The following is a 21,671-nucleotide window of genomic DNA, read 5'->3' on the forward strand; positions in this document are numbered from 1 at the left end:
CCTTCTGATGGCGGGCGACGGGGACCTCGTCGTCTCCCCCGAGGCGGTCAAAGCGGTCCAGGACGGGCTGCGCGCGGCCATCGCGGAGCTGCGTTCCCGCGGGTGCGCGGGAACCCGTACGGTCTAGACGAGGTCGCCGTTCGGCAGTTCGACCTTGGCGCCCAGTTCCACGAGCTTCTCCATGAAGTTCTCGTAGCCGCGGTTGATCAGGTCGATGCCGTGCACTCGCGAAGTGCCCTCGGCCGCCAGGGCCGCGATCAGGTACGAGAAGCCGCCCCGGAGGTCCGGGATGACCAGGTCGGCGCCCTGCAGCTTGGTGGGGCCGGAGACGACCGCCGAGTGCAGGAAGTTGCGCTGGCCGAAGCGGCACGCGGAGCCGCCCAGGCACTCCCGGTACAGCTGGATGTGCGCGCCCATCTGGTTCAGCGCGGAGGTGAAGCCCAGGCGGGACTCGTAGACCGTCTCGTGGACGATGGAGAGCCCGGTCGCCTGCGTCAGCGCCACCACCAGGGGCTGCTGCCAGTCGGTCTGGAAACCGGGGTGGACGTCCGTCTCCAGGTGGATCGCCTTGAGCGGGCCGCCCGGGTGCCAGAAGCGGATGCCCTCGTCGTCGATCTCGAAGGCGCCGCCGACCCGGCGGAAGGTGTTCAGGAACGTCATCATCGAGCGCTGCTGCGCTCCGCGGACGTAGATGTTGCCGCCGGTCGCCAGGGCCGCGGAAGCCCACGAGGCGGCCTCCAGGCGGTCCGGGAGCGCCTTGTGGTTGTAGCCGCCCAGCTCGTCCACACCGGTGATGCGGATGGTCCGGTCGGTGTCGACGGAGATGATCGCGCCCATCTTCTGCAGGACGCAGATGAGGTCTTCGATCTCCGGCTCGACGGCCGCGTTGCTCAGCTCGGTGACGCCCTCGGCCAGGACGGCCGTCAGCAGCACCTGCTCGGTCGAGCCGACCGAGGGGTAGGGCAGGCGGATCTTGCAGCCGCGCAGCCGCTGCGGGGCCTCCAGGTACTGACCGCCCTCGCGCTTCTCGATGGTCGCGCCGAACTGGCGGAGCACGTCGAAGTGGAAGTCGATCGGCCGGCCGCCGATGTCGCAGCCGCCCAGGCCCGGGATGAAGGCGTGGCCGAGGCGGTGCAGCAGCGGGCCGCAGAAGAGGATCGGGATGCGCGACGAACCCGCGTGCGCGTCGATGTCCGCCACGTTGGCGCTCTCGACGTACGTGGGGTCGAGCACCAGCTCGCCCGGCTCCTCGCCGGGGCGGACGGTGACGCCGTGCAGCTGGAGGAGGCCGCGCACGACCCGCACGTCACGGATGTCCGGAACGTTGCGGAGCCGGCTGGGGGCGCTGCCGAGCAGAGCGGCCACCATGGCCTTCGGCACGAGGTTCTTCGCACCGCGGACACGGATCTCGCCCTCGAGCGGGGTACCGCCGTGGACAAGCAGTACATCGTCACTGACTGTGCCGGTCATGAATCTCGCGTTCCGGAGAGGGGTGGGCAGGGGGCCAGGAGAAAGGGTAAGCGGCAGGACCCCCTGGTACGTAAGGCCGACGTGGCCGTATGACTGTCATGAATTCGCCACAGCACCCAGTGTGTACGCCACATAGCGGAGTGTCGCCTTCCGGGTAGCCTCCGGGCCCGCTCCGGTGGTTTCCCGCACCGCCGCCGCGGTCCGGCGCCGTACGTCCTGAGCTGCGCGGGACCCGTCGGCGCCGTCCGCTCCCCCGGGAGGGCGAATGTGCGAGACCATGGCCGCATGACCGAGGTGTCCTCCCTCACAGGGCGGTTGCTCGTGGCGACCCCCGCCCTCGCGGACCCGAACTTCGACCGCGCCGTGGTGCTGCTGCTCGACCACGACGAGCAGGGCTCCCTCGGCGTGGTCCTCAACCGGCCCACCCTGGTCGGCGTCGGCGACGTCCTGCAGCCCTGGGCGCCGCTGGCCGGCGCCCCCGGCGTGGTCTTCCAGGGCGGCCCGGTCGCCCTCGACTCCGCCCTCGGCATCGCGGTCATCCCCGGCGAGGAGGGCCCTTCCCCAAACTCTCGGCTGCGCTCGAGCGGGGGAGACCCCATCGGCTGGCGCCGGGTGCACGGCGCGATCGGCCTGGTCGACCTGGAGGCCCCGCCGGAGCTGCTGGCCGGCGCCCTCGGCTCGCTGCGGATCTTCGCCGGCTACTCGGGCTGGGGCCCGGGCCAGCTGGAGGACGAGGTGGGCGAGGGGGCCTGGTACGTCGTCGAGTCCGAGCCGGGGGACGTGGCCTTCCCGGTCCCCGAGCAGCTCTGGCGGGCGGTGCTGCGCCGCCAGCGCAGCGACCTCGCGATGGTCGCCACCTATCCGGACGACCCGTCGCTGAACTGAGGCCGCCCGCGTTCAGTACCCTGGCTTGTATGAGCACTCTTGAGCCCGAGCGCGGGTCTGGCACGGGAACCCTCGTCGAGCCGACGCCGCAGGTTTCCCACGGTGACGGCGACCACGAGCGCTTCGCCCATTACGTCCAGAAGGACAAGATCATGGCGAGCGCCCTCGACGGGACCCCCGTCGTCGCGCTCTGCGGCAAGGTCTGGGTACCGGGCCGCGACCCGAAGAAGTACCCGGTCTGCCCCATGTGCAAGGAGATCTACGAATCCATGGGATCCGGCGGGGACAAGGACAAGGGCAAGGACAAGTGACCGCGTCCTGACCGCTCCACCCCCAGGTGTGGAAGGGCCCCCGGGCGCGCCGACGCGTGCCCGGGGGCCCTTCGCGTGCCCGGACGCCCCCGCGCGGCGGCGCGGCGCGGGTAGGGTCGGCCCCGACAAGCGCTCTGCGGAACGGTCGTTGCGCACAGCGCAACGCAATGTGCCGCCCCGCCCGCCGCGGCGGCCGCCGTGGAGGGCTGACGCATGGACCGCGATCCGATACCCGACCCCGCCGCCGACCTGATCCCCGCGCCCCGCGAGGCCGCCTTCGGGCCGGCCGGGGCGCGCTACGCGTTCGGGGCCGAGCCCGACGTCGCCGCCGGACCCGGTACGCAGGGCACCGCGCGCTGGCTGCGCGGGGTGCTGGGGGCCGCCGCGGGGTGGGGGCTGCCGCCCGCCGGCCCCGGCGGGCGGGCCGACGTACGGCTCCTCGTCGACGAGGGCGTCGGGCGCGAGCTGGGCCCCGAGGGGTACGAGCTGACCGTCACCGCGGAGGGCGCCGAGATCCGCGGCGGCGCACCCGCCGGGGTGTTCCGGGGCGCGCAGACGCTGCGCCAGCTGCTCGGACCGCACGCCTTCCGGCGGGCGCCGCTGCCCGGGGCCCGCTGGAGCCTGCCGTACGGGACGGTCCGCGACGCGCCCCGGTTCGGCTGGCGCGGACTGCTCCTGGACGTCGCCCGGCACTTCCTGCCCAAGGATGGCGTCCTGCGCTACATCGACCTGATGGCCGCCCACAAGCTCAACGTGCTGCACCTGCACCTGACGGACGACCAGGGCTGGCGGATCGAGATCGAGCGCCACCCCCGGCTCACCGCCGTCGGCGCCTGGCGCCCGCGCTCGCGCCGCGGCCACCGGGACTCGCCGCTGTGGGACGAGACCCCGCACGGCGGCTTCTACACCCACGACGACATCCGCGAGATCGTCGCCTACGCGGCCGAGCGCCACGTGCGCGTGGTGCCCGAGATCGACCTGCCGGGCCACGCGCAGGCCGCCCTCGCCGCCTACCCGGAGCTGGGCAACACCGACGTCGTCGACACGGCGGCGCTCGGCGTGTGGGACGACTGGGGGATCAACGAGAACGTCCTCGCGCCCACCGACGCCGTACTGCGCTTCTACGAGGGCGTCTTCGAGGAGGTGCTGGAGCTGTTCCCGGCGGAGGTCTCGCCCTTCGTGCACGTCGGCGGGGACGAGTGCCCCAAGACCCAGTGGGCGGCCTCGCCCGCCGCGCAGGCGCGCATCCGGGAGCTGGGGGTGGGGGACGAGGACGGCCTCCAGGCCTGGTTCATCCGGCACTTCGACCGCTGGCTCGCCGCCCGCGGGCGGCGGCTGATCGGCTGGGACGAGATCCTGGAGGGCGGACTGGCGGACGGCGCCGCCGTCTCCTCCTGGCGCGGCTACGCGGGCGGCATCGCGGCCGCCGAAGCCGGGCACGACGTGGTGATGTGCCCCGAGCAGCAGGTGTACCTGGACCACCGTCAGGCGCCGGGCCCGGGCGAGCCGGTGCCGATCGGGTACGTGCGCACGCTGGAGGACGTCTACCGCTTTGAACCGGTGCCGCCGCAGCTCTCCGCCTGTGCCGCGGAGCACGTGCTGGGCGCGCAGGCCAACATCTGGACGGAGGTGACGGAGGACCAGGGGCGCCTGGACTACCAGGTGTTCCCGCGGCTGGCCGCCTTCGCCGAGGTGGTGTGGTCGGCGCTGCCCGACCCGGCGGCGCGGGACTACGCGGAGTTCGAGGAGCGCATGGGCGGCCACTACGCGCGCCTGGACGCCCTCGGCGTCGGCTACCGGCCCCCGGGCGGCCCGCTGCCGTGGCAGCGTCGGCCCGGGGTGCTCGGGCGTCCCAAGGAGGGCGTCCCGCCGACCGTCTGAGGCGGCGGCCGGGGCGGGCGCAGCCGGGGGGAGATTCGGGTAACTCTTCCCCGAATACGGGTGAGAGGGTCGGAAACGGGCGATCCGGGCAGGGTGCCCGCGCGGGCCGTGCCCGGCCGACCCTCGCGCCGGGTGCCCCGGAAGATGTGCCAGAGTTGCCACCTCCCGGTCGTGAGCACGTACCGTACGGCGGAACAGGCGTGAGCGCCGGGACATCGGGAAGGGGCAGCTGGGTTGACCACGCACGCACCGCACGCACTGCACGCACCGGATTCACCTCAGGGGCCGCAGCCGACGCAGTCCGTGACGCTGCCGGCCTCGCTCGACGAGGCCGTGGCGGCGCTGGCCGCCATGCCCGCCGCCGTGCCCGTGGCCGGCGGCACCGACCTCATGGCCGCCGTCAACGCCGGGCTGCTGCGCCCCGCGGCGCTGGTGGGCCTGGGCCGGATCAACGAGATCCGCGGCTGGCAGTACCAGGACGGTCACGCCCTCCTCGGCGCCGGGCTCACGCACGCGCGGATGGGCCGCCCCGACTTCGCCGCGCTGATCCCCGCCCTGGCGGCCGCCGCACGCGCGGCCGGGCCGCCGCAGATCCGCAACGCGGGCACGCTCGGCGGGAACATCGCCACGGCCGCCCCGACCGGCGACGCGCTGCCGGTCCTCGCGGCGCTGGAGGCGGTCCTCGTCATCGTCGGCCCGGGCGGTTCGCGCCGGGAGATCCCGGTCTCGCACCTGCTGGCCGGGCGCGAGATGCTGCGGCCCGGTGAACTGATCGGCTTCGTCCGGGTGCCCCTGCTGCACGCGCCGCAGGTGTTCCTGAAGGCCACGGGCCGCACCGGCCCGGGGCGCGCGGTGGCGTCCGTGGGGCTCGTACTGGACCCTGCGCGCCGGGGCGTGCGCATCGCGGTGGGCGCGGTCGCGCCGATGCCGCTGCGCCCGCTGGAGGCCGAGCAGTGGGTCGCCTCGCTGATCGACTGGGACGGCGAGCGCACGCTGGCTCCGGACGCGCTGGAGGCCTTCGGCGAGTACGTCGCGGCCGCCTGCGTACCGGACCAGGGCGAAACGGTGGCTCCGGCGGTGCTGCACCTGCGCCGCACGGTGGCGGTACTGGCACGGAGGGCCCTGGGGAGGGCGCTGACCTCATGAGTGAGAACGAGAACGCGAGCGACGGCGTGGGCGACGACGGTACGGGCAATGACGGCGCGGGCACCGCGTGGGGCTGGGAACCGGTGCCGCACGGCGGGGAGTACGACTCGGACGCGACGGCGTTCGTGCAGCTGCCCCCGGACATGATGGGCGCGGCGGGGACCGGGGAGCCGCTGGCGGCCCCCGGGCACGGGTTCGTGCCGCCGCCGATGATCGTCCCGCTGGGCTCGGCCGGTACGGACCCGGCCGCGACCGGGACCTGGACGCTGCCCGTGCGGTGGCCGGAGGCGGGCGGCTCGGCCCCCGCGGAACCGGCCCCCCGGGCGCAGAGCGCCCCCGCGCCGGTGCTGGGCCCGATCCCGGCGGTCATCCCGATGCCCGCGTCGGCGATCGCCTCGCTCCAGGGGGAGACGGACCAGGGCTTCGGTGGCGACGGCGCGGCCGGCACCGGTGCGGCTCCGGGGTACGAGCACGCCTACGAGTACGGGCACGAATCCGCGTCGACCGCCGAATGGCGCTTCCCGGAGACCGCGGAGAACCTCGACGACCCGTACGCGCACGGGAACGGGCACGCGGCCGGTGGCGACCAGAGCGGGCACACCGGCCAGTTCGCGCTGAGCACGCAGGACACGCACGGCTCGCAGGACACTCACGGCCAGCAGGACGCGCACGGCTCGCAGGACACTCACGGCACGCACGGCGGGCAGACCGGTCAGTGGGCGGTGCCCGTCGTGGACGGGGAACTGCCCCGGGAGTCCGGCGAGTTCCGCCACGGCGGCGGTCCGGAGGCGGACTGGAGCCGGGCCCCGGCCACCCTGCCGGGCGGCGCCGCGGCCCCCTGGGCCACCCAGCCCGGACACGGGCACACCGCCGCGGAGGGGTTTGCCGAGCAGCCCGCCGAGTCCGGTGCGGAGGCCGGTGCCGACTCCGGTGACAGCGCCGGTGCCGGTGCGATTGCGGGTGCGCAGGGAACCCCGAGCGCCTTCGACGCCTTCGGCGCCCTGGACCCCGAGCAGACCATGAGCGCGGGCGTGCTGCCCGCCGTCGGCCCGGACCTCGGCCCCGACACCGGCGACGGGTCGGGGCGCCGGGTGCTGGGCGGCCCCGGCGTGGGCACGCCCGCACCGCTGCCGTACGGGCCGCGGGTCATCGGCGGCCCCGGCGTGGGCACACCGCTCCCGGAGCACCTGCGGCACCTCGAACACCCGGACCACTTCGACCACGCCGCGCACGGCGAGGGGGCGCCGCAGGGGGCCCCGGACATCGACGCCGCGCACGGCGCCGCCGCGGCCCCGGTGGCCTCGGAGCGCCCGCACCCGGCCGCGGACCCCGCGGCGCCGGAGCGGACCCCGGGCTTCGCCGGAGCGGACGGCGCGCCGGGCGGGGCCGAGGGGGAGCACCGGGAAACCGGTACGGCCTCCGGGGACGGGGACGCGGCGGACGTCCCGGACGAGTGGGCGGCGTACGACGGGGGTGAAGGGACGGGGGGCTCTGCGGAGGCTTCCGGGGCGGGTCCGGAGGCCGGTCCGGAGGCGGGCTCGGCTTCGGCGCCTGTGGATCCGGTGGTTCCGGTTCCTCCGGTTCCGGCTCCGGTGGAAGCGGAGGTGCCCGTTCTTGCGGAGGCGCCGCTTCCGGTACACGAGGAGCACCCCCTCGCCTCCTACGTGCTGCGCGTCAACGGCGCCGACCGGCCCGTCACCGGCGCCTGGATCGGTGAGTCGCTGCTCTACGTGCTGCGCGAGCGGCTCGGGCTCGCCGGGGCCAAGGACGGCTGCTCGCAGGGCGAGTGCGGCGCCTGCGCGGTGCAGGTCGACGGCCGACTGGTCGCCTCCTGCCTGGTGCCCGCCGCGACCGCCGCGAGCAGCGAGGTCCGCACGGTCGAGGGGCTGGCCACGGACGGCGAGCTCTCCGACGTGCAGCAGGCGCTGTGCCGGTCCGGAGCCGTCCAGTGCGGATTCTGCGTACCGGGCATGGCCATGACGATCCACGACCTGCTGGAGGGCAACCACGCCCCCAGCGAGCTGGAGACCCGCCAGGCCCTGTGCGGCAACCTCTGCCGGTGCTCCGGCTACCGCGGCGTCATCGACGCCGTCGGCGAGGTCGTCGCCGAGCGCGAGGCCGCCGCCGAGGCCGCGGCGGCCGGCCCGCACGGCGACGCCCAGGGCGGCGCGGAAGCGCGCATCCCGCACCAGGCGGCGCCCGGCGAGGGCGGCATCCACCCGGACCACCAGCACGGAGGCATGGCGTGAGCGGGCACGACGCGGCGACGGCGACGGGACCGGCCGCGGGAGCGGCGGGCACGGGCCCGGGAACCGGACCCGCCACCGGATCGTTCTCCATCACGGCGATGGCCGAGGCCGCCGAACCCGAGGCGCTGCGCGGAATCGGCGCGTCCGTCCCGGCCGCCGACGCCCGCGCCAAGTCCGAGGGCACCTTCCCCTACGCGGCCGACCTGTGGGCCGAGGGCCTGCTCTGGGCCGCCGTCCTGCGCTCCCCGCACGCCCACGCCCGGATCCGCTCCATCGACACCTCGGCCGCCGTCGCGATGCCGGGCGTACGGGCCGTGGTCACCCACGCCGACGTCCCCGGCTCCACCACCCACGGCCGCCGCATCGCCGACCGCCCGGTCTTCGCCCACGACCTGGTCCGCCACCACGGCGAGGCCATCGCCGCCGTGGCCGCCGACCACCCCGACACGGCCCGCCTGGCGGCCGCCGCGATCGCGGTCGAGTACGAGCTGCTGGACGCGGTCACCGACCCCGAGCACTCCTTCGGCGCGCCGCCCCTGCACCCCGACGGCAACCTGATCCGGCACATCCCGCTGCGTTACGGCGATCCGGAAGCGGTCGGCGAGGTCGTCGTCGAGGGCCTGTACCGGATCGGCCGCCAGGACCCCGCCCCCATCGGCGCCGAGGCCGGGCTCGCCGTGCCGCGCCCCGACGGCGGCGTCGAGCTCTACACCGCCTCCACCGACCCGCACACCGACCGCGACCTCGCCGCCGCCTGCTTCGGCCTCGAACCCGAGCGGGTCAAGGTCGTCGTCACCGGCGTCCCCGGCGCCACCGCCGACCGCGAGGACCCCGCGTTCCAGCTCCCGCTGGGGCTCCTCGCGCTGCGCACCGGCTGCCCCGTCAAACTGGCCGCCACCCGCGAAGAGTCCTTCCTCGGGCACGCCCACCGGCACCCGACCCTGCTGCGCTACCGCCACCACGCGGACGCGGAGGGCCGGCTGGTCAAGGTGGAGGCGCAGATCCTGATGGACGCGGGGGCCTACGCGGACTCCTCGTCGGAGTCGCTCGCCGCCGCCGTCGCCTTCGCGTGCGGCCCGTACGTCGTCCCGCACGCCTTCGTCGAGGGCTGGGCCGTGCGCACCAACAACCCGCCGTCGGGCCACGTCCGCGGCGAGGGCGCCATGCAGGTGTGCGCGGCGTACGAGGGCCAGATGGACAAGCTCGCGGCCGCCCTCGGCATCGACGGCGCCGAACTGCGGATGCGCAACGTCCTGGCCACCGGCGATCTGCTGCCCACCGGGCAGACCGTCACCTGTCCGGCGCCCGTCGCCGAACTGCTGCGCGCGGTGCGCGACTTCGAGCTGCCGCCGCTGCCCATGGACACGCCCGAGGAGGAGTGGCTGCTGCCCGGCGGTCCGGAGGGCGCGGGCGAACCGGGCGCGGTGCGGCGCGGCGTCGGGTACGGCGTGGGCATGGTCCACATGCTCGGCGCGGAGGGCACCGACGAGGTGTCCACCGCCACCGTGAAGGTGCAGAACGGCGTCGCGACGGTGATCTGCGCGGCCGTCGACACCGGCCAGGGCTTCGCCACGCTGGCCCGCCAGATCGTGCAGGAAGTGCTGGGCGTGGACGAGGTGGTGACCGCTCCGGTCGACACCGACCAGCCGCCCGCCGGGGCGTCGGCGCACGGCCGCCACACGTGGGTGTCGGGCGGGGCGGTGGAGCGGGCGGCCAAGATGGTCCGTACGCAGCTGCTCCAGCCGATGGCCCACAAGCTCGGCATGTCCACGGAGCTGCTCCAGATCACGGATGGCCGGATCACGTCGTACGACGGCGCGTTCTCCACCACGGTCGCCGAGGCCATGGAGGGCAAGGAGCTCTGGGCGACGGCCCAGTGCCGGCCCCACCCGACGGAACCGCTGGACGCGGACGGGCAGGGCGACGCGTTCGTGGGGCTCGCGTTCTGCGCGATCCGCGCGGTGGTCGACGTGGACATCGAGCTGGGTTCGGTGCGCGTGGTCGAGCTGGCCGTGGCCCAGGACGTCGGCCGGATCCTCAACCCCCGCCAGCTGGAGGCCCGGATCGAGGCGGGCGTCACCCAGGGCGTGGGCGCGGCCCTGACGGAGAACCTGCGCTCGGCCGCCGGCCTCATCCGCCACCCCGACCTGACGGGCTACGCCCTGCCGACGGCGCTGGACGCGCCGACCGTGCGGATCGTGAAACTGGTGGAGGAGCGGGACGTCGTGGCGCCCTTCGGCGCGAAGGCGGCGAGCGCGGTCCCTGTGGTGACGGCGCCCGCGGCGGTAGCCTCGGCAGTACGCGCGGCAACGGGCCGCCCGGTCAACAGGCTCCCGATCCGGCCATCGGCGGCGGTCGCGGTGCCCAACTCGTGACCGTGTGACCCGCATTGCACCTGCAACCCCGGACTTGGGTGTGTCGGTGCCGGTCGCTAGAGTGATCTGTACGTCTGCGTACGCGCGCCGGGTTCGGCGCGGAGGCCGCGGACGGGGGGCGGTGGAAACGCCGCTCCGACGGGGAATCACGGGGACAACGGGGATACGGGGAGTCGGGGAGCCAACGTGGCAGAGGACGTTGACAAGAATGTGATCGCGATGATGCCTGGTATCGGACCGGCGGTACTCGTCGCGAACCAGGTGATGATCGCCAATCAGGCGCCGGCGCTGTTCGTCGAGCACGAGTCGATGACCAAATACAAGCAGCGGGTGGACGCGCTCCTTGAGCAGCTGAAGGACTCGCCGGCCGACCACGGCAAGATCGCGGACGGCACCCTCGGCAAGACCGACCTCGGCCACGGCTTCCCGGAGGCGGACGGCCTCTACACGGCGTACAACAAGGTCCGCGGCGAGCTGGAGACCCTCTCGAAGGCGCTGGGCGTCCAGATCGAGGCGCTCGGTATCGCGGTGGAGGCCTCGCGCGTGGGCTACGAGAACATCGACGACGACATCAAGCAGCGGATGCGCAAGCTGAACGCCGAAGCGCAGGGCTGGTACGACCCGAAGCTGGACAGTCACAAGGCGGAGCACGACAAGGCGACCGCGGCCGCTCAGGGTCACCCGGACAACGGCAACGGAAGCACCGCGGGGGGTGGGATGTAATGGCGACCAATTTCGAGGGCCACTCGCACCAGGAACTTTTGGCGATGCTGGCTCCTGTCAACGCGGAGACGGTGAAGTCGCGTGGTGAGCTGCTGCAGACGGCCGCGGACACGATCACGAAAATCGGCAACGACCTCAAGAACTACCGGGTCGCAGGCTGGGAGGGCAAGGCCGCCCGAGACTTCGAGGAGTGGGTCAACACCGCGGGAAACTCGACGCTGAAGCTGGGGGACTACAGCAAGACCGGCGGCAAGTGGATGATCCAGGCGGCGCAGACGATCGTCGAGGTCAAGGCGAGCATGCCGAAGTACGACGCGGCGGCGGCGGACAACTACGAGGCGGCGAAGAAGTACCACAACGACCCTGACTCGCGGGAGATCGGCCAGAAGGCGTTCACGAAGCTGAGCGGCGACCACCAAGAGGCTGTCCAGCAGATGACGAAGCTGGCGCAGTCGTACGAGGCGTCGACGACGCAGATGAACGCGGCGGTGCCGCCTACGTTTCCGCCGCCGCCGGCTAGTTTCGTCCCGACGGGCGACCGTAGTGGCTACTCCGTTGATATCCAGCGGCCGGGCAGTGATACGTCGCGTACCGGGTCCACCGGAGACGCTTACGTTCCATCTGAGCGAGGCAGCACGGAGTCCTCTTCCGACAAGGGGCACGTGGCCACCCACCAGCAGGTTCAGGACAACACGTTGCCGTCGAAGCCGGCGCCTGACTCTGGGCAGACGCACGTACCCACCGTGCCGGACCGCGATGTGAACGTGGACCTGAACACGGTCGGGACCCTGCCGGACAGGCCGGGCACCCAGCTTCCGGGAGTGCCTACAGGCGTAGGCCCGGGCGGTCCTACCGGTGTTGGCCCCGCAGGTTCCCTCCCGCCCCTGACGCTGCCGCCGATCGGCGGAATGAAATCGCCTGGTAACGGCATCGGTGGAGCAGGGGGCGGTCGCTCTCCGATCAGCGGCGTGGGCCCCGGTGGCGGTTTCCCGAACACCTCAGGCCCCGGCGGCAAGGTCGGCGGTATCGCGGGTCTTCCGCCGCGGGAAGCCGGCATCACAGGTGGCCGTCCGGTTTCCGCGAGCGGACCGAAGTCCTCGATCCCGCGCGGCACGGTCATCGGCAATGAAGGCGGCATGACCGGCCGCGGTATGGCCGGTGGCATGGCCGGTGCCGGTGGTACGGGTGGTGTCGGCGGCCAGGGCAGCTCGGCCGCCGGACGTCGGCTCGCCAGCGAGCCGGGTGGCGTGGTCGGTGGCCGCCAGCCGGGTGCGGGTGGCCGTTCGACGACGGGCGGAAAGCCGTTCACCCAGGGCGGCTCCGGTCTCGTGCGAAACCAGGGCGGTGGTGCGGCCGGCGGTGTCGGTGGCGCCATGGGCCACGGTGGTGCGGGCGCCCGGACGGGTGGCAAGAAGCGCAACGACCAGTCGGGCGAACGCCCGGACTACCTGGCCGAGGACGAAGAGACCTGGCAGGGCAACCGTCGTGTTGTCCCGCCGGTGATCGACTGAGCGAACGGGACACTGCACGAGATGCGCATGCGGAGAGTTACGTCGGTCCTGATGGGCCTCCTGCTGGCCGGAGTCGCCGCGACTCCGGCTCACGCGGAGACCATCCGGTCCATGCAATGGCATCTCGACTCGATGCACGCTGATGAGATGTGGAAGGTCAGCACCGGCAAGGGTGTCACCGTTGCGGTGATTGACGGTGGTGTCGGTGACATTCCCGAGTTGGCTGGACAAGTGCTGCCGGGCACCAACTACGCCCGCCTTTCCAGTGGGGATGAGCGTGACGACTACAACGGTCACGGCACCACGATGGCTGCGATCATCGCCGGTACGGGCAAGGGTCCCGGCGGTGACGGGTCCTACGGCCTTGCACCCGGAGCAAAGATCCTCCCGATCCGCATTTCGCAGGGCGGCGGTGGGGAGTCCCAGCACGAGGGCTTTATCAAAGGCATCCGGTATGCCGCTGATTCGGAAGCCAAGATCATGAACATCTCCATGTCCGGTGTCGGCGACACAGCAGAGCTCCAAGAGGCTGTGAGATACGCGCTGGGTAAGGGGAAATTGATCTTTGCCGCCGTGGGCAACGACGGTTCGCATGGGGTGGACTACCCAGCGGGCACACCCGGCGTGGTAGGTGTGGGGTCGGTCGACAAGAGCGCCGAAGCGAGCAAGATGTCCCAGTACGGCGCCCAAGTCGACATCTCCGCACCCGGAGACGACATCGTTTCGGGTTGCGGTGGAAAGACCGGCGTGTGCAAGACCAGCGGCACCAGCGACGCCACCGCCCTAGCCTCCGCCTCCGCCGCCCTCATCTGGTCCGCCCACCCCGACTGGACCAACAACCAGGTCCTCCGCGTCCTCCTCAACACCTCCGGCAAGCCCCGCGACGGCGTCGAGCGCAACGACTACATCGGCTACGGCGTCGTCCGCCCCCGCATCGCGCTCGCCGCCCCCGGCGACCCCGGGCCGGCCAACGTCTACCCGCTGCCCGACCTGGCCGCCGCCGAGGCGAAGGGCAAGGCGACGCCCTCCTCCGCCCCCTCGGCCTCCACCGACGGCAAGACGCCCGAGAAGGCCACCCGCGTCCCCGAGGCTGCGGAAGCCGGCGGCGGCCTCGGGGCCGTGACCTGGATCGCCCTGGGGCTGGGCGCGTGCCTGGTGATAGGCGGCGCCGTCACCGCCGTCGTCGTACGCCGCAACCGCCGACCCTAGGAGCACCGGACCGGATGTCCTTCGAACAGGAGTGGTCCTCCGCGCGCGCCGCGGTGCGCCTCAACCACGTCCCCGCCGCACCCGGACCCGGCGGCCCCGCCGGCGGGGCGGACCTGAGCATCGCCGATGACGCCCTCGGCGCGGTCGGCAGCGACGCGTACGTCCTGCACGAGCGGCTCTCGCGCGAAGGCGACCACGCCCGCGTGGCCACCTTCGACGCGTCGATCGCCCTCACCAACCGCAACTTCACCAGCGGCGCGGCCCTGCTCAAGGTGCACGACCGCTGGAGTTCCCAGCTGAAGGTGCTCGTGGCGGCCTGCGCGAACATCTCCAACCACCTCGACTACACCGTGGCCTCCCACGCCAAGGAAGAGGCGGACCTCGTGGCCACCCTGTCGGCGTCGAAGGTCAACGAGTACCTCAAGTAGGCCGCCAGGCCCGTAGGAAGGCATCGCAGGCACGTGCTGACGTTCGAGAACGTGATGAACGCTCCCCTGGAGAAGCTCCAGACCGCCGTCCAGGACTGGGGCGCGATGGCCACGAAACTGGCGGAGCTGGCGGAGTCGGCCCGTACCGGCATGCGGGCCAAGTCCGACAAGGCCGACTGGAAGGGTGCCAACGCGGACGTGACGAAACCGTTCGTGGCCAAGACCGCGAAGGAGTTCGACGACGCGGCCAAGGAGGCCAAGGGCATCCACCTCGTGCTGGCGGACGGGCACGCCACCATCAAGGCGGCCCGGGACCAGCTCAAGAAGCTTGTGGACGTGGAGGCCCCGGCGGCCGGCTACCAGGTCGACGCCACGGGCCGCGTGACGCCCGTACCGATCGCGGACGCGAAGGAGCGCAACGCCGCCCGGCACGACCCCGACTACCAGCAGCTGGTGCGCGAGCAACGTGACGCCTGGCAGGCGCGGATCGACCGCGCGGTCGAGGACTGCGCGGACGCCGACGACTCGCTGGCGCGGGTGCTCCAGGCCAACGTCACGGACGACCACGACTTCACCGCACCGAAGTACACGACCCTGGACGCCGAACAGGTCGACCGTGCGGCTGCTCTGATGAAGAAGGTGACCGGCCCGGGCGGTACCGCCCGGAACCTCGAGGCGCTGCGCGAGCTGGAGGACCTGCTCGACGACAACCGCGCGGACCCGGAGTTCGCCACCGGCTTCTACCGCACGGTGGGACCGGACGACACGCTCAAGATGTACGCGTCGATGTCCCTGGACTCCAGCATGCTCGGCCCCACGGGCGCGGACCGCACCGCCCTGGTCGGCAACATCCAGAGCGAACTGGGCTCCATGCTGGGCCTGGCCACGCACAAGGACGTACCGAACCACCTCGACGCGGCGTGGACGACGCAGCTGATGAAGGCCGGGCGCAAGGAGATGGACGTCGGCCTCCTGCAGAAGGTCTACGGCTACCAGGCGCTCGGGTCGCTGCTGCGCGAGGGCGAGTACGACAAGGAGTTCCTGACGTCGGTCGGTCGCGACATGATCGCGATGGACAACAAGAACCCGAAGCTCTGGGAACAGACCTCCCAGATGAACCTGAACGCGATCCTGAACCACGGAGCCGAGGGCGGCCGGGGCTTCCACCCCCTGACGGGCCTGATGGAGGCCCTCGGCAACAACCCGGACGCCGCGACGGCCCTCTTCAACGAACCGGTCCGCCAGGACAGCAACGGCGACGGCATCGTGACCACGGCCGACAAGGCGGTCAGCGGGCAGCACGGCAAGCCCCAGGGCATGGTCGACTACATGCTCGACAAGAAGCCGTACGACGATGCCTTCGACATCACGCAGACCGGCGAACCCCACCCGGGCCAGGAAGCCCTGGGCAACGCCCTGGAGGCAGCGGTCTCGGGCCGGGTGGCGGGCGACGAGGACGCGAAACCGGTCGAGCACACGAAGGACATGAGTGCGGTCATGGAGCGGGTGGTCGCGAAAATCGGCGGCACCCCGAAGCTGGTGATGGAGCAGCCAGGTGAGGACGGCCCGCTGAGCGGCCTGTCAGGCCACTTCGGCCAGATGGCCGCCGAATACATGCCAGACATTCAGGCCTCCGCTGAGAACGCCAGCAAAATCATCATTACCAATGGCGTGCGGGCCGTGTTCGACACGACCGACATGGCCGCTTTCATCGGCGTGGTGGCCCAGGATCCGGACGCGTACGGCGCGATGACCAATGCCCAGCGCGTGTTCACGACCGCATTGATCACCGATGTCATCGCGCACCGTCATCAGTACGACATCGGGTACCTGGACGCCGGTATCGCAGCTGCTGTGAACCCCGGAGGTCAGATCGCGGGCATCCTTTCCGAGGCCAGGGCGCAGGGAACATTCGCCACGAACGCCCATGCGCACGAGGAATATGTCAAGGGAGTCGAGGACAACGCCAAGTGGCTCAACCGGGGCATCAGCGCCGCGGGGGGCAAGTACGTGGAGATGGTGCCACTGGCCGGAGACCTCCTGGAGTGGTTCCAGGAAGATCAGGAGGCGAGCATGGTCGAGCGGGCGGACAAGGATCAGGGGATCAAAACCGACAAGGCCGACCACAAGGCTCTTGTTGATTACAGGATCGCCCAACGCGCGGCAGGTGAGTCGGCAGCGCAATCAGTCCGTAAGGCACTAGAGGATTCCGGAATGAGCCAGCGGACCGTTGATGCCCTGGCTGGTGTGGCTTCGACGGAAACCGTGAATGCCCACGCGACCGGACGTGGGATCAAACCGCCGGAGTCGAAGTCGTGATCTCCATTTGGGAGAGGCGCCCCACCCCCCTGCTTTGCATCGGGGCGGCCGTGGTCATGGTGCTAACCGGTTGTGCCGAGGAGGCGAAGCCGGCCGCCCGGCTGCTGGAGGACCGGACCTGTTTCGGCGTCTTCACACGTTCCGATCTGGCGCCGTTTTTGGGAAACGCCGAGAAGGTGCGCGTGTCCGGCCCCCCGGACGCCGAACTGTCGTCGGTTCGTAGAACGGTGACGTGTACCGTCGCTGCCGGTACGAACCACTTTCAGGCTTCCGCAACGAGGCAGCCGTTGGGGCAGAGTTTCTTCTGGCACCGCGAGACGCTCTACCCGACTGCGGATCCACTCAGCATCGGCGACGAAGCGATCGTGGACGACACGGTTGGTTTGGTACGCGTCGATTGCAAGGGCCCCAAAGATGAGTTCGCGCTCCAAGTGCAGGTCACGGGTGACGTGGACAAGATGAAGCCCGAAGAGCGCCGCCCGCACTTCACGATGCTCGTCGCCAAGCTTTTTGACGCCGTCAAGCAGCAGTCCAAGTGCGGGGCCTGAGTCGCAGTAGCGGGCAATGACCGAAGGGCGGCGCCCCGCTTGGGGTGCCGCCCTTCGGGCTTGCTGCGCACACAGCAGAAGCCGTGACCGGAATCGAACCGGCGTAACTCGCTTTGCAGGCGAGTCCCTCAACCACTCGGGCACACGGCTGGGGTGGTGAGACGACCGTACGGGGGCGGGCGGGGCGGGGGGAAGGAGTGCCGGGGGGACGCAACGCGACTGCCATGCTGCGTTCACAACCGGGAGGGGCGGTCGGTCCCCGGGGGCGGTTCCGCGCGGCTCTCGGGCCGTCGGCCTAGGGCTGGAGGCGGAGAGGAAGATCGGTCGTCGTGACAGGGACGAACGGCGGGTTGGCCCCTTACCCTGGGGCGATGAGCGCCCGCGAACCCCGTGCACCCGACATAGCCCCCGAGACGGCCACGGCGGCCGAGACGTCCCTGATGGCCGAGAGGGCCGACACGTCCCTGACGGCCGAGAGGGCCGCCCAGGGCGAGACAGGTGACACGGGTGACACGGGCGGCACGGCCCGCGGCGGGATCATGGGGGCCGCGCACCGGACGCTGAGCATCGGGATCATCTCCGTCATCTTCATCATCGCGTTCGAGGCCACCGCCGTCGGGACGGCCATGCCCGTCGCCGCACGGGAGCTGGACGGGATCGCGCTCTACGCCTTCGCCTTCTCCTCCTACTTCACCACCAGCCTCTTCGGCATGGTCCTGGCCGGCCAGTGGTCCGACCGCAGCGGCCCGCTCGGGGCGCTCACCAGCGGGATCGCGGCGTTCGCCGCCGGGCTGGTGCTCTCCGGGACGGCCGCCACGATGTGGCTGTTCGTCCTCGGCCGGGCCGTGCAGGGGCTCGGGGGCGGGCTCGTGATCGTCGCCCTGTACGTGGTCGTCGGCCGCGCCTACGACGAGCGGCTGCGCCCCGCCATCATGGCCGCCTTCGCGGCGGGCTGGGTCGTGCCGTCCATCGTCGGGCCGCTGATCTCGGGGACCGTCACCGAGCACCTTGGCTGGCGCTGGGTGTTCCTCGGGATCCCGGCCATGGTGATCGTCCCGCTGCTGGTCGCGCTGCCGGAGATCCGCCGGTCCGCGGGCGGCCCCGTCGACAAGGGCGCCGCCCCGCAGCCCCTGGACCGGCGCCGGATCCGGCTCGCCTTCGGGATCTCGCTGGGGGCCGGGCTGCTCCAGTACGCAGCCCAGGACCTGCGCTGGCTCTCGGTCGTGCCCGCCCTCGCGGGTGGTGCGCTGCTCGTGCCCGCCGTGCGGGGGCTGCTGCCGCGCGGGACGTACCTGGCCCGGCGGGGGCTGCCCGCCGTGGTGCTGCTGCGCGGGGTGGCGGCGGGCGCGTTCATCGGCGCCGAGAGCTTCGTGCCGCTGATGCTGGTGACGCAGCGCGGGCTGAGTCCCACGCTGGCCGGGTTCTCGCTCGCCCTCGGCGGGGCCACCTGGGCGCTGGGCTCCTGGGTGCAGTCCACCGCGCGGGCCGTGCCGCACCGCGAGCGGCTGATGGTGGGCGGGATGCTGCTGGTCGCGTTCTCCATCGCCGCCGCGCCCGCGGTGCTGATCGAGGCGGTGCCCGTCTGGTCGCTGGCGCTGGTGTGGGGCCTGGGCTGCCTCGGCATGGGGCTGGTGATCGGGCCGACCAGCGTGCTGCTGCTCCAGTTGTCGCCGCCGGAGGAGGCGGGCGCCAATTCGGCCGCCCTGCAGATCTCCGACGCCCTCGCCAACGTGGTGCTGCTCGCCCTCGGCGGGGCCGCCTTCGCCGCGCTGGGCGGGGGAGCGGTGGGGGCGGCGCACGCCGTGACCGGAGCCGCCGGGTCCGCGGCCGGGGCCTCCCACCCCGCCGCCTTCGTCGCCGTCTTCCTGCCCATGGCCGTGGTGGCCCTGGCGGGCGCCTGGGTCGCGACGCGCGTCACCGGCCCCCCGGCCGGCACGGCCCCCGCGTCCGCCCACGCCCCCGCCGCGAAAACCGGCTGAGGCCCGCCGGACGCGCGGCTACGCTTCCCCGATGAACGAGCTGATCATCAGCCTGCCGGAGGCGGAGCGCGCCGAGCTGGCCGACCTGGCCGACGCGTGCGGCCGTACGCCCGAGGAGTGCGCCCTCGAAGCGGTACGGGCGTACCTGCGCCGGGAGCGCGACGGCGTGGCCGAAGCCGCCGGGCGCCTGGCCGTGCGCCACGCCCCGCTGCTGAAGCGGCTCGGCGCATGAGCGCCGGGGGAGGGGAGCGGTCCGGGACGCGGCACCTCACGCTCGCCGAGGTGGGCGACCTGGCGCGGCACGCCTGCGCGGCCCGGGACCAGCCCGTGGAGGTGCGCGCCCCCGGACTGCTGGAGTCCGCCGTGCACCGGCCGCGGGCACGCATGTTCGGCACCCCCGCCTACACGGACCCGTACGAGCAGGCCGCCGTGCTGCTCCACGGGATCGCCGCGAACCACCCCCTGGTCGACGGGAACAAGCGGACCGCGTGGCTCGCGGCCGCCACCTTCCTCGCCGTGAACGGGGTCGATCTCGCAGACGCCGACCAGGAGGCGGCGTACCGCCTGGTCATCGACGTGGCCAGCGGCGCGGAGGGGGACAGCGGGCGGATCGCGGACCGGCTGCGCGGGCTCGCCGCTCGGGTGTGACGCTCGCCGCACCCGCCGAGGTCACGGCCCCGTCCCTTCCGCGGGCCGCGGCCGGGGCCGGTAGGGTGGCCCGGTTGTCCTCCGTACGACTGCCCGCCGCCCGTACCGCTGCCCGTCAGTACGCCACCGAGAGCCCGAACCGGAGACCGTGACTACTACCGCCTCCCACCACCTCTCACCCGCCTTCCCCGGCCGCGCGCCGTGGGGCACCGCAAGCAAACTGCGTGCCTGGCAGGAGGGTGCGCTCAACCGATACCTCGAAACCCAGCCGCGCGACTTCATGGCCGTCGCGACCCCCGGCGCCGGCAAGACCACCTTCGCGCTGACCCTGGCCTCCTGGCTGCTGCACCACCACGTCGTGCAGCAGGTGACCGTCGTCGCGCCCACCGAGCACCTGAAGAAGCAGTGGGCGGAAGCGGCGGCCCGGATAGGGATCCGGCTCGACCCCGACTACTCGGCGGGCCCGCTGAGCAAGGACTACCACGGGGTCGCCGTCACCTACGCGGGTGTCGGCGTACGGCCGATGCTGCACCGCAACCGGTGCGAGCAGCGCAAGACCCTGGTGATCCTCGACGAGATCCACCACGCCGGTGACTCGAAGTCCTGGGGCGAGGCCTGCCTGGAGGCCTTCGACCCGGCGACCCGGCGGCTCGCGCTGACCGGTACGCCGTTCCGCTCCGACACGAACCCGATCCCCTTCGTCACGTACGAGGAGGGCAACGACGGGATCCGGCGCTCCTCGGCGGACTACACCTACGGCTACGGCAACGCGCTCGCCGACGGCGTGGTGCGGCCCGTGATCTTCATGTCCTACAGCGGCAACATGCGCTGGCGGACCAAGGCGGGCGACGAGATCGCGGCCCGGCTCGGCGAGCCGATGACCAAGGACGCCATCTCGCAGGCCTGGCGCACCGCGCTGGACCCGCGCGGCGACTGGATGCCGAACGTGCTGCGCGCCGCCGACCAGCGGCTCACCGAGGTCAGGAAGGGCATCCCGGACGCGGGCGGGCTGGTGATCGCCGCGGACCAGGACTCGGCTCGGGCGTACGCCAAGCTGATCCGGGAGATCACCGGGACCAAGGCCACCGTCGTCCTCTCCGACGACACGGGCGCCTCCAAGCGGATCGACACCTTCAGCGAGGACGGCAGCCGCTGGATGGTCGCGGTCCGGATGGTGTCCGAGGGCGTCGACGTCCCGCGGCTCGCCGTCGGCGTGTACGCGACGACGATCTCCACCCCGCTGTTCTTCGCCCAGGCCGTCGGCCGTTTCGTGCGATCGCGCAGGCGCGGCGAGACCGCGTCGGTGTTCCTTCCCACGATCCCCTACCTCCTCGGCTTCGCCAACGAGATGGAGGTCGAGCGCGACCACGTCCTCGACAAGCCGAAGAAGCAGGGGGAGGAAGACCCCTACGCCGAGTCCGAGAAGGAGATGGACGAGGCGAACCGGCAGGAGGACGAGGACACCGGCGACGAGGAGCAGATGTCCTTCGAGGCGCTGGAGTCCGACGCCGTCTTCGACCGGGTGCTCTTCGACGGCGCCGAGTTCGGGATGCAGGCGCACCCCGGCAGCGAGGAGGAGCAGGACTACCTGGGCATTCCCGGGCTGCTGGAGCCGGACCAGGTCCAGCTCCTGCTGCACAAGCGCCAGGCCCGGCAGATCGCGCACAGCCGCCGCAAGCCGGACGCGGAGGCCGACCTGCTGGAGCTGCCGGCCGACCGGCGGCCCGTCGTGTCGCACAAGGAGCTGCTGGAGCTGCGCAAGTCGCTGAACACGATGGTGGGCGCGTACGTCCACCAGAGCGGCAAGCCGCACGGGGTCATCCACACCGAGCTGCGGCGGGTGTGCGGGGGGCCGCCGAGCGCGGAGGCGACGGCGGGGCAGCTGCGCGAGCGGATCAAGAAGGTGCAGGAGTGGGCCACCCGGATGCGGTGACCCGGCGGTGTGCCGGTGCGGAAGTGCCGGTGTGAGATGCGAAGGGGGCCCGTGCG

17 protein-coding genes and 1 tRNA gene are annotated in these 21,671 nt (G+C 72.4%); 16 read left to right on the top strand and 2 right to left on the bottom strand.

The genetic code is table 11. The features are described from left to right. Positions 1–123: 123 nt before the first annotated feature. A complete protein-coding gene (murA, locus tag ABZY31_RS03645) occupies positions 124–1,470 on the bottom strand; it encodes a UDP-N-acetylglucosamine 1-carboxyvinyltransferase (protein ID WP_351053395.1) in 1,347 nt (448 codons plus the stop codon). Positions 1,471–1,755: 285 nt separating this feature from the next. On the opposite strand from murA, the gene ABZY31_RS03650 reads away from it, so the two are divergent. The 12 genes from ABZY31_RS03650 to ABZY31_RS03705 all read left to right on the top strand — a co-directional run bounded on the left by ABZY31_RS03650 (position 1,756) and on the right by ABZY31_RS03705 (position 17,055). Beyond that, on the top strand, positions 1,756–2,355 hold the full coding sequence (locus tag ABZY31_RS03650) for a YqgE/AlgH family protein (RefSeq protein WP_356404438.1): 600 nt from the start codon (positions 1,756–1,758) through the stop codon (positions 2,353–2,355). 29 nt (positions 2,356–2,384) lie between these two features. Continuing rightward, a complete protein-coding gene (locus ABZY31_RS03655) occupies positions 2,385–2,666 on the top strand; it encodes a DUF3039 domain-containing protein (RefSeq protein ID WP_351053399.1) in 282 nt (93 codons plus the stop codon). A gap of 213 nt (positions 2,667–2,879) precedes the next feature. After that, complete coding sequence (locus tag ABZY31_RS03660) at positions 2,880–4,547, top strand: beta-N-acetylhexosaminidase (protein WP_356404440.1); 1,668 nt, start codon at positions 2,880–2,882, stop codon at positions 4,545–4,547. A 258-nt stretch (positions 4,548–4,805) separates the two neighbouring features. Further along, positions 4,806–5,693: an FAD binding domain-containing protein gene (locus tag ABZY31_RS03665; RefSeq protein WP_356404844.1), complete on the top strand. Its 888-nt coding sequence runs from the start codon at positions 4,806–4,808 to the stop codon at positions 5,691–5,693. Then, positions 5,690–7,942 carry a (2Fe-2S)-binding protein gene (locus ABZY31_RS03670; protein WP_356404442.1) on the top strand — a complete coding sequence of 751 codons (2,253 nt, stop codon included), beginning with the start codon at positions 5,690–5,692 and terminating at the stop codon, positions 7,940–7,942. Before ABZY31_RS03665 ends, ABZY31_RS03670 begins: the two co-directional genes overlap by 4 nt. Positions 7,943–8,040: 98 nt before the next feature. After that, a complete protein-coding gene (locus tag ABZY31_RS03675) occupies positions 8,041–10,317 on the top strand; it encodes a xanthine dehydrogenase family protein molybdopterin-binding subunit (protein WP_356404846.1) in 2,277 nt (758 codons plus the stop codon). Positions 10,318–10,503: 186 nt separating this feature from the next. Then, the gene (locus tag ABZY31_RS03680; RefSeq protein WP_356404444.1) at positions 10,504–11,040 is read left to right on the top strand and encodes a hypothetical protein; all 537 of its coding nucleotides are present in this window, start codon (positions 10,504–10,506) and stop codon (positions 11,038–11,040) included. After that, the gene (locus ABZY31_RS03685; protein ID WP_356404446.1) at positions 11,040–12,551 is read left to right on the top strand and encodes a hypothetical protein; all 1,512 of its coding nucleotides are present in this window, start codon (positions 11,040–11,042) and stop codon (positions 12,549–12,551) included. Before ABZY31_RS03680 ends, ABZY31_RS03685 begins: the two co-directional genes overlap by 1 nt. 111 nt (positions 12,552–12,662) lie before the next feature. After that, positions 12,663–13,760, top strand: coding sequence for a type VII secretion-associated serine protease mycosin (mycP, locus tag ABZY31_RS03690; RefSeq protein ID WP_356404448.1), 1,098 nt, complete (start codon positions 12,663–12,665; stop codon positions 13,758–13,760). Between the two features lie 14 nt (positions 13,761–13,774). Then, positions 13,775–14,188 carry a hypothetical protein gene (locus ABZY31_RS03695; protein ID WP_356404450.1) on the top strand — a complete coding sequence of 138 codons (414 nt, stop codon included), beginning with the start codon at positions 13,775–13,777 and terminating at the stop codon, positions 14,186–14,188. 33 nt (positions 14,189–14,221) lie between these two features. Continuing rightward, positions 14,222–16,507, top strand: coding sequence for a DUF6571 family protein (locus ABZY31_RS03700; RefSeq protein WP_356404451.1), 2,286 nt, complete (start codon positions 14,222–14,224; stop codon positions 16,505–16,507). Further along, positions 16,504–17,055 carry a hypothetical protein gene (locus ABZY31_RS03705; RefSeq protein ID WP_356404453.1) on the top strand — a complete coding sequence of 184 codons (552 nt, stop codon included), beginning with the start codon at positions 16,504–16,506 and terminating at the stop codon, positions 17,053–17,055. Before ABZY31_RS03700 ends, ABZY31_RS03705 begins: the two co-directional genes overlap by 4 nt. Positions 17,056–17,133: 78 nt before the next feature. On the opposite strand, the gene ABZY31_RS03710 is transcribed toward ABZY31_RS03705, so the two are convergent. Further along, positions 17,134–17,205: transfer RNA gene (locus ABZY31_RS03710), tRNA-Cys, on the bottom strand. A gap of 221 nt (positions 17,206–17,426) precedes the next feature. On the opposite strand from ABZY31_RS03710, the gene ABZY31_RS03715 reads away from it, so the two are divergent. The 4 genes from ABZY31_RS03715 (at position 17,427) to ABZY31_RS03730 (ending at position 21,615) form a co-directional block, all read left to right on the top strand. Beyond that, entirely contained in the window at positions 17,427–19,034 is a 1,608-nt protein-coding gene (locus tag ABZY31_RS03715) for an MFS transporter (RefSeq protein ID WP_356404455.1), read from the top strand. 31 nt (positions 19,035–19,065) lie between these two features. Continuing rightward, positions 19,066–19,266 (top strand): hypothetical protein, encoded by a 201-nt coding sequence (locus tag ABZY31_RS03720; RefSeq protein ID WP_356404457.1) that lies wholly within the window; start codon positions 19,066–19,068, stop codon positions 19,264–19,266. Beyond that, complete coding sequence (locus tag ABZY31_RS03725) at positions 19,263–19,682, top strand: type II toxin-antitoxin system death-on-curing family toxin (protein ID WP_356404459.1); 420 nt, start codon at positions 19,263–19,265, stop codon at positions 19,680–19,682. Before ABZY31_RS03720 ends, ABZY31_RS03725 begins: the two co-directional genes overlap by 4 nt. A 148-nt stretch (positions 19,683–19,830) precedes the next feature. Further along, positions 19,831–21,615: a DEAD/DEAH box helicase gene (locus ABZY31_RS03730; protein WP_356404461.1), complete on the top strand. Its 1,785-nt coding sequence runs from the start codon at positions 19,831–19,833 to the stop codon at positions 21,613–21,615. The last annotated feature ends 56 nt before the right edge of the window (positions 21,616–21,671 follow it).

This window comes from Streptomyces sp. NPDC006529 (assembly GCF_040611795.1).
Taxonomy (GTDB): Bacteria; Actinomycetota; Actinomycetes; order Streptomycetales; family Streptomycetaceae; genus Streptomyces.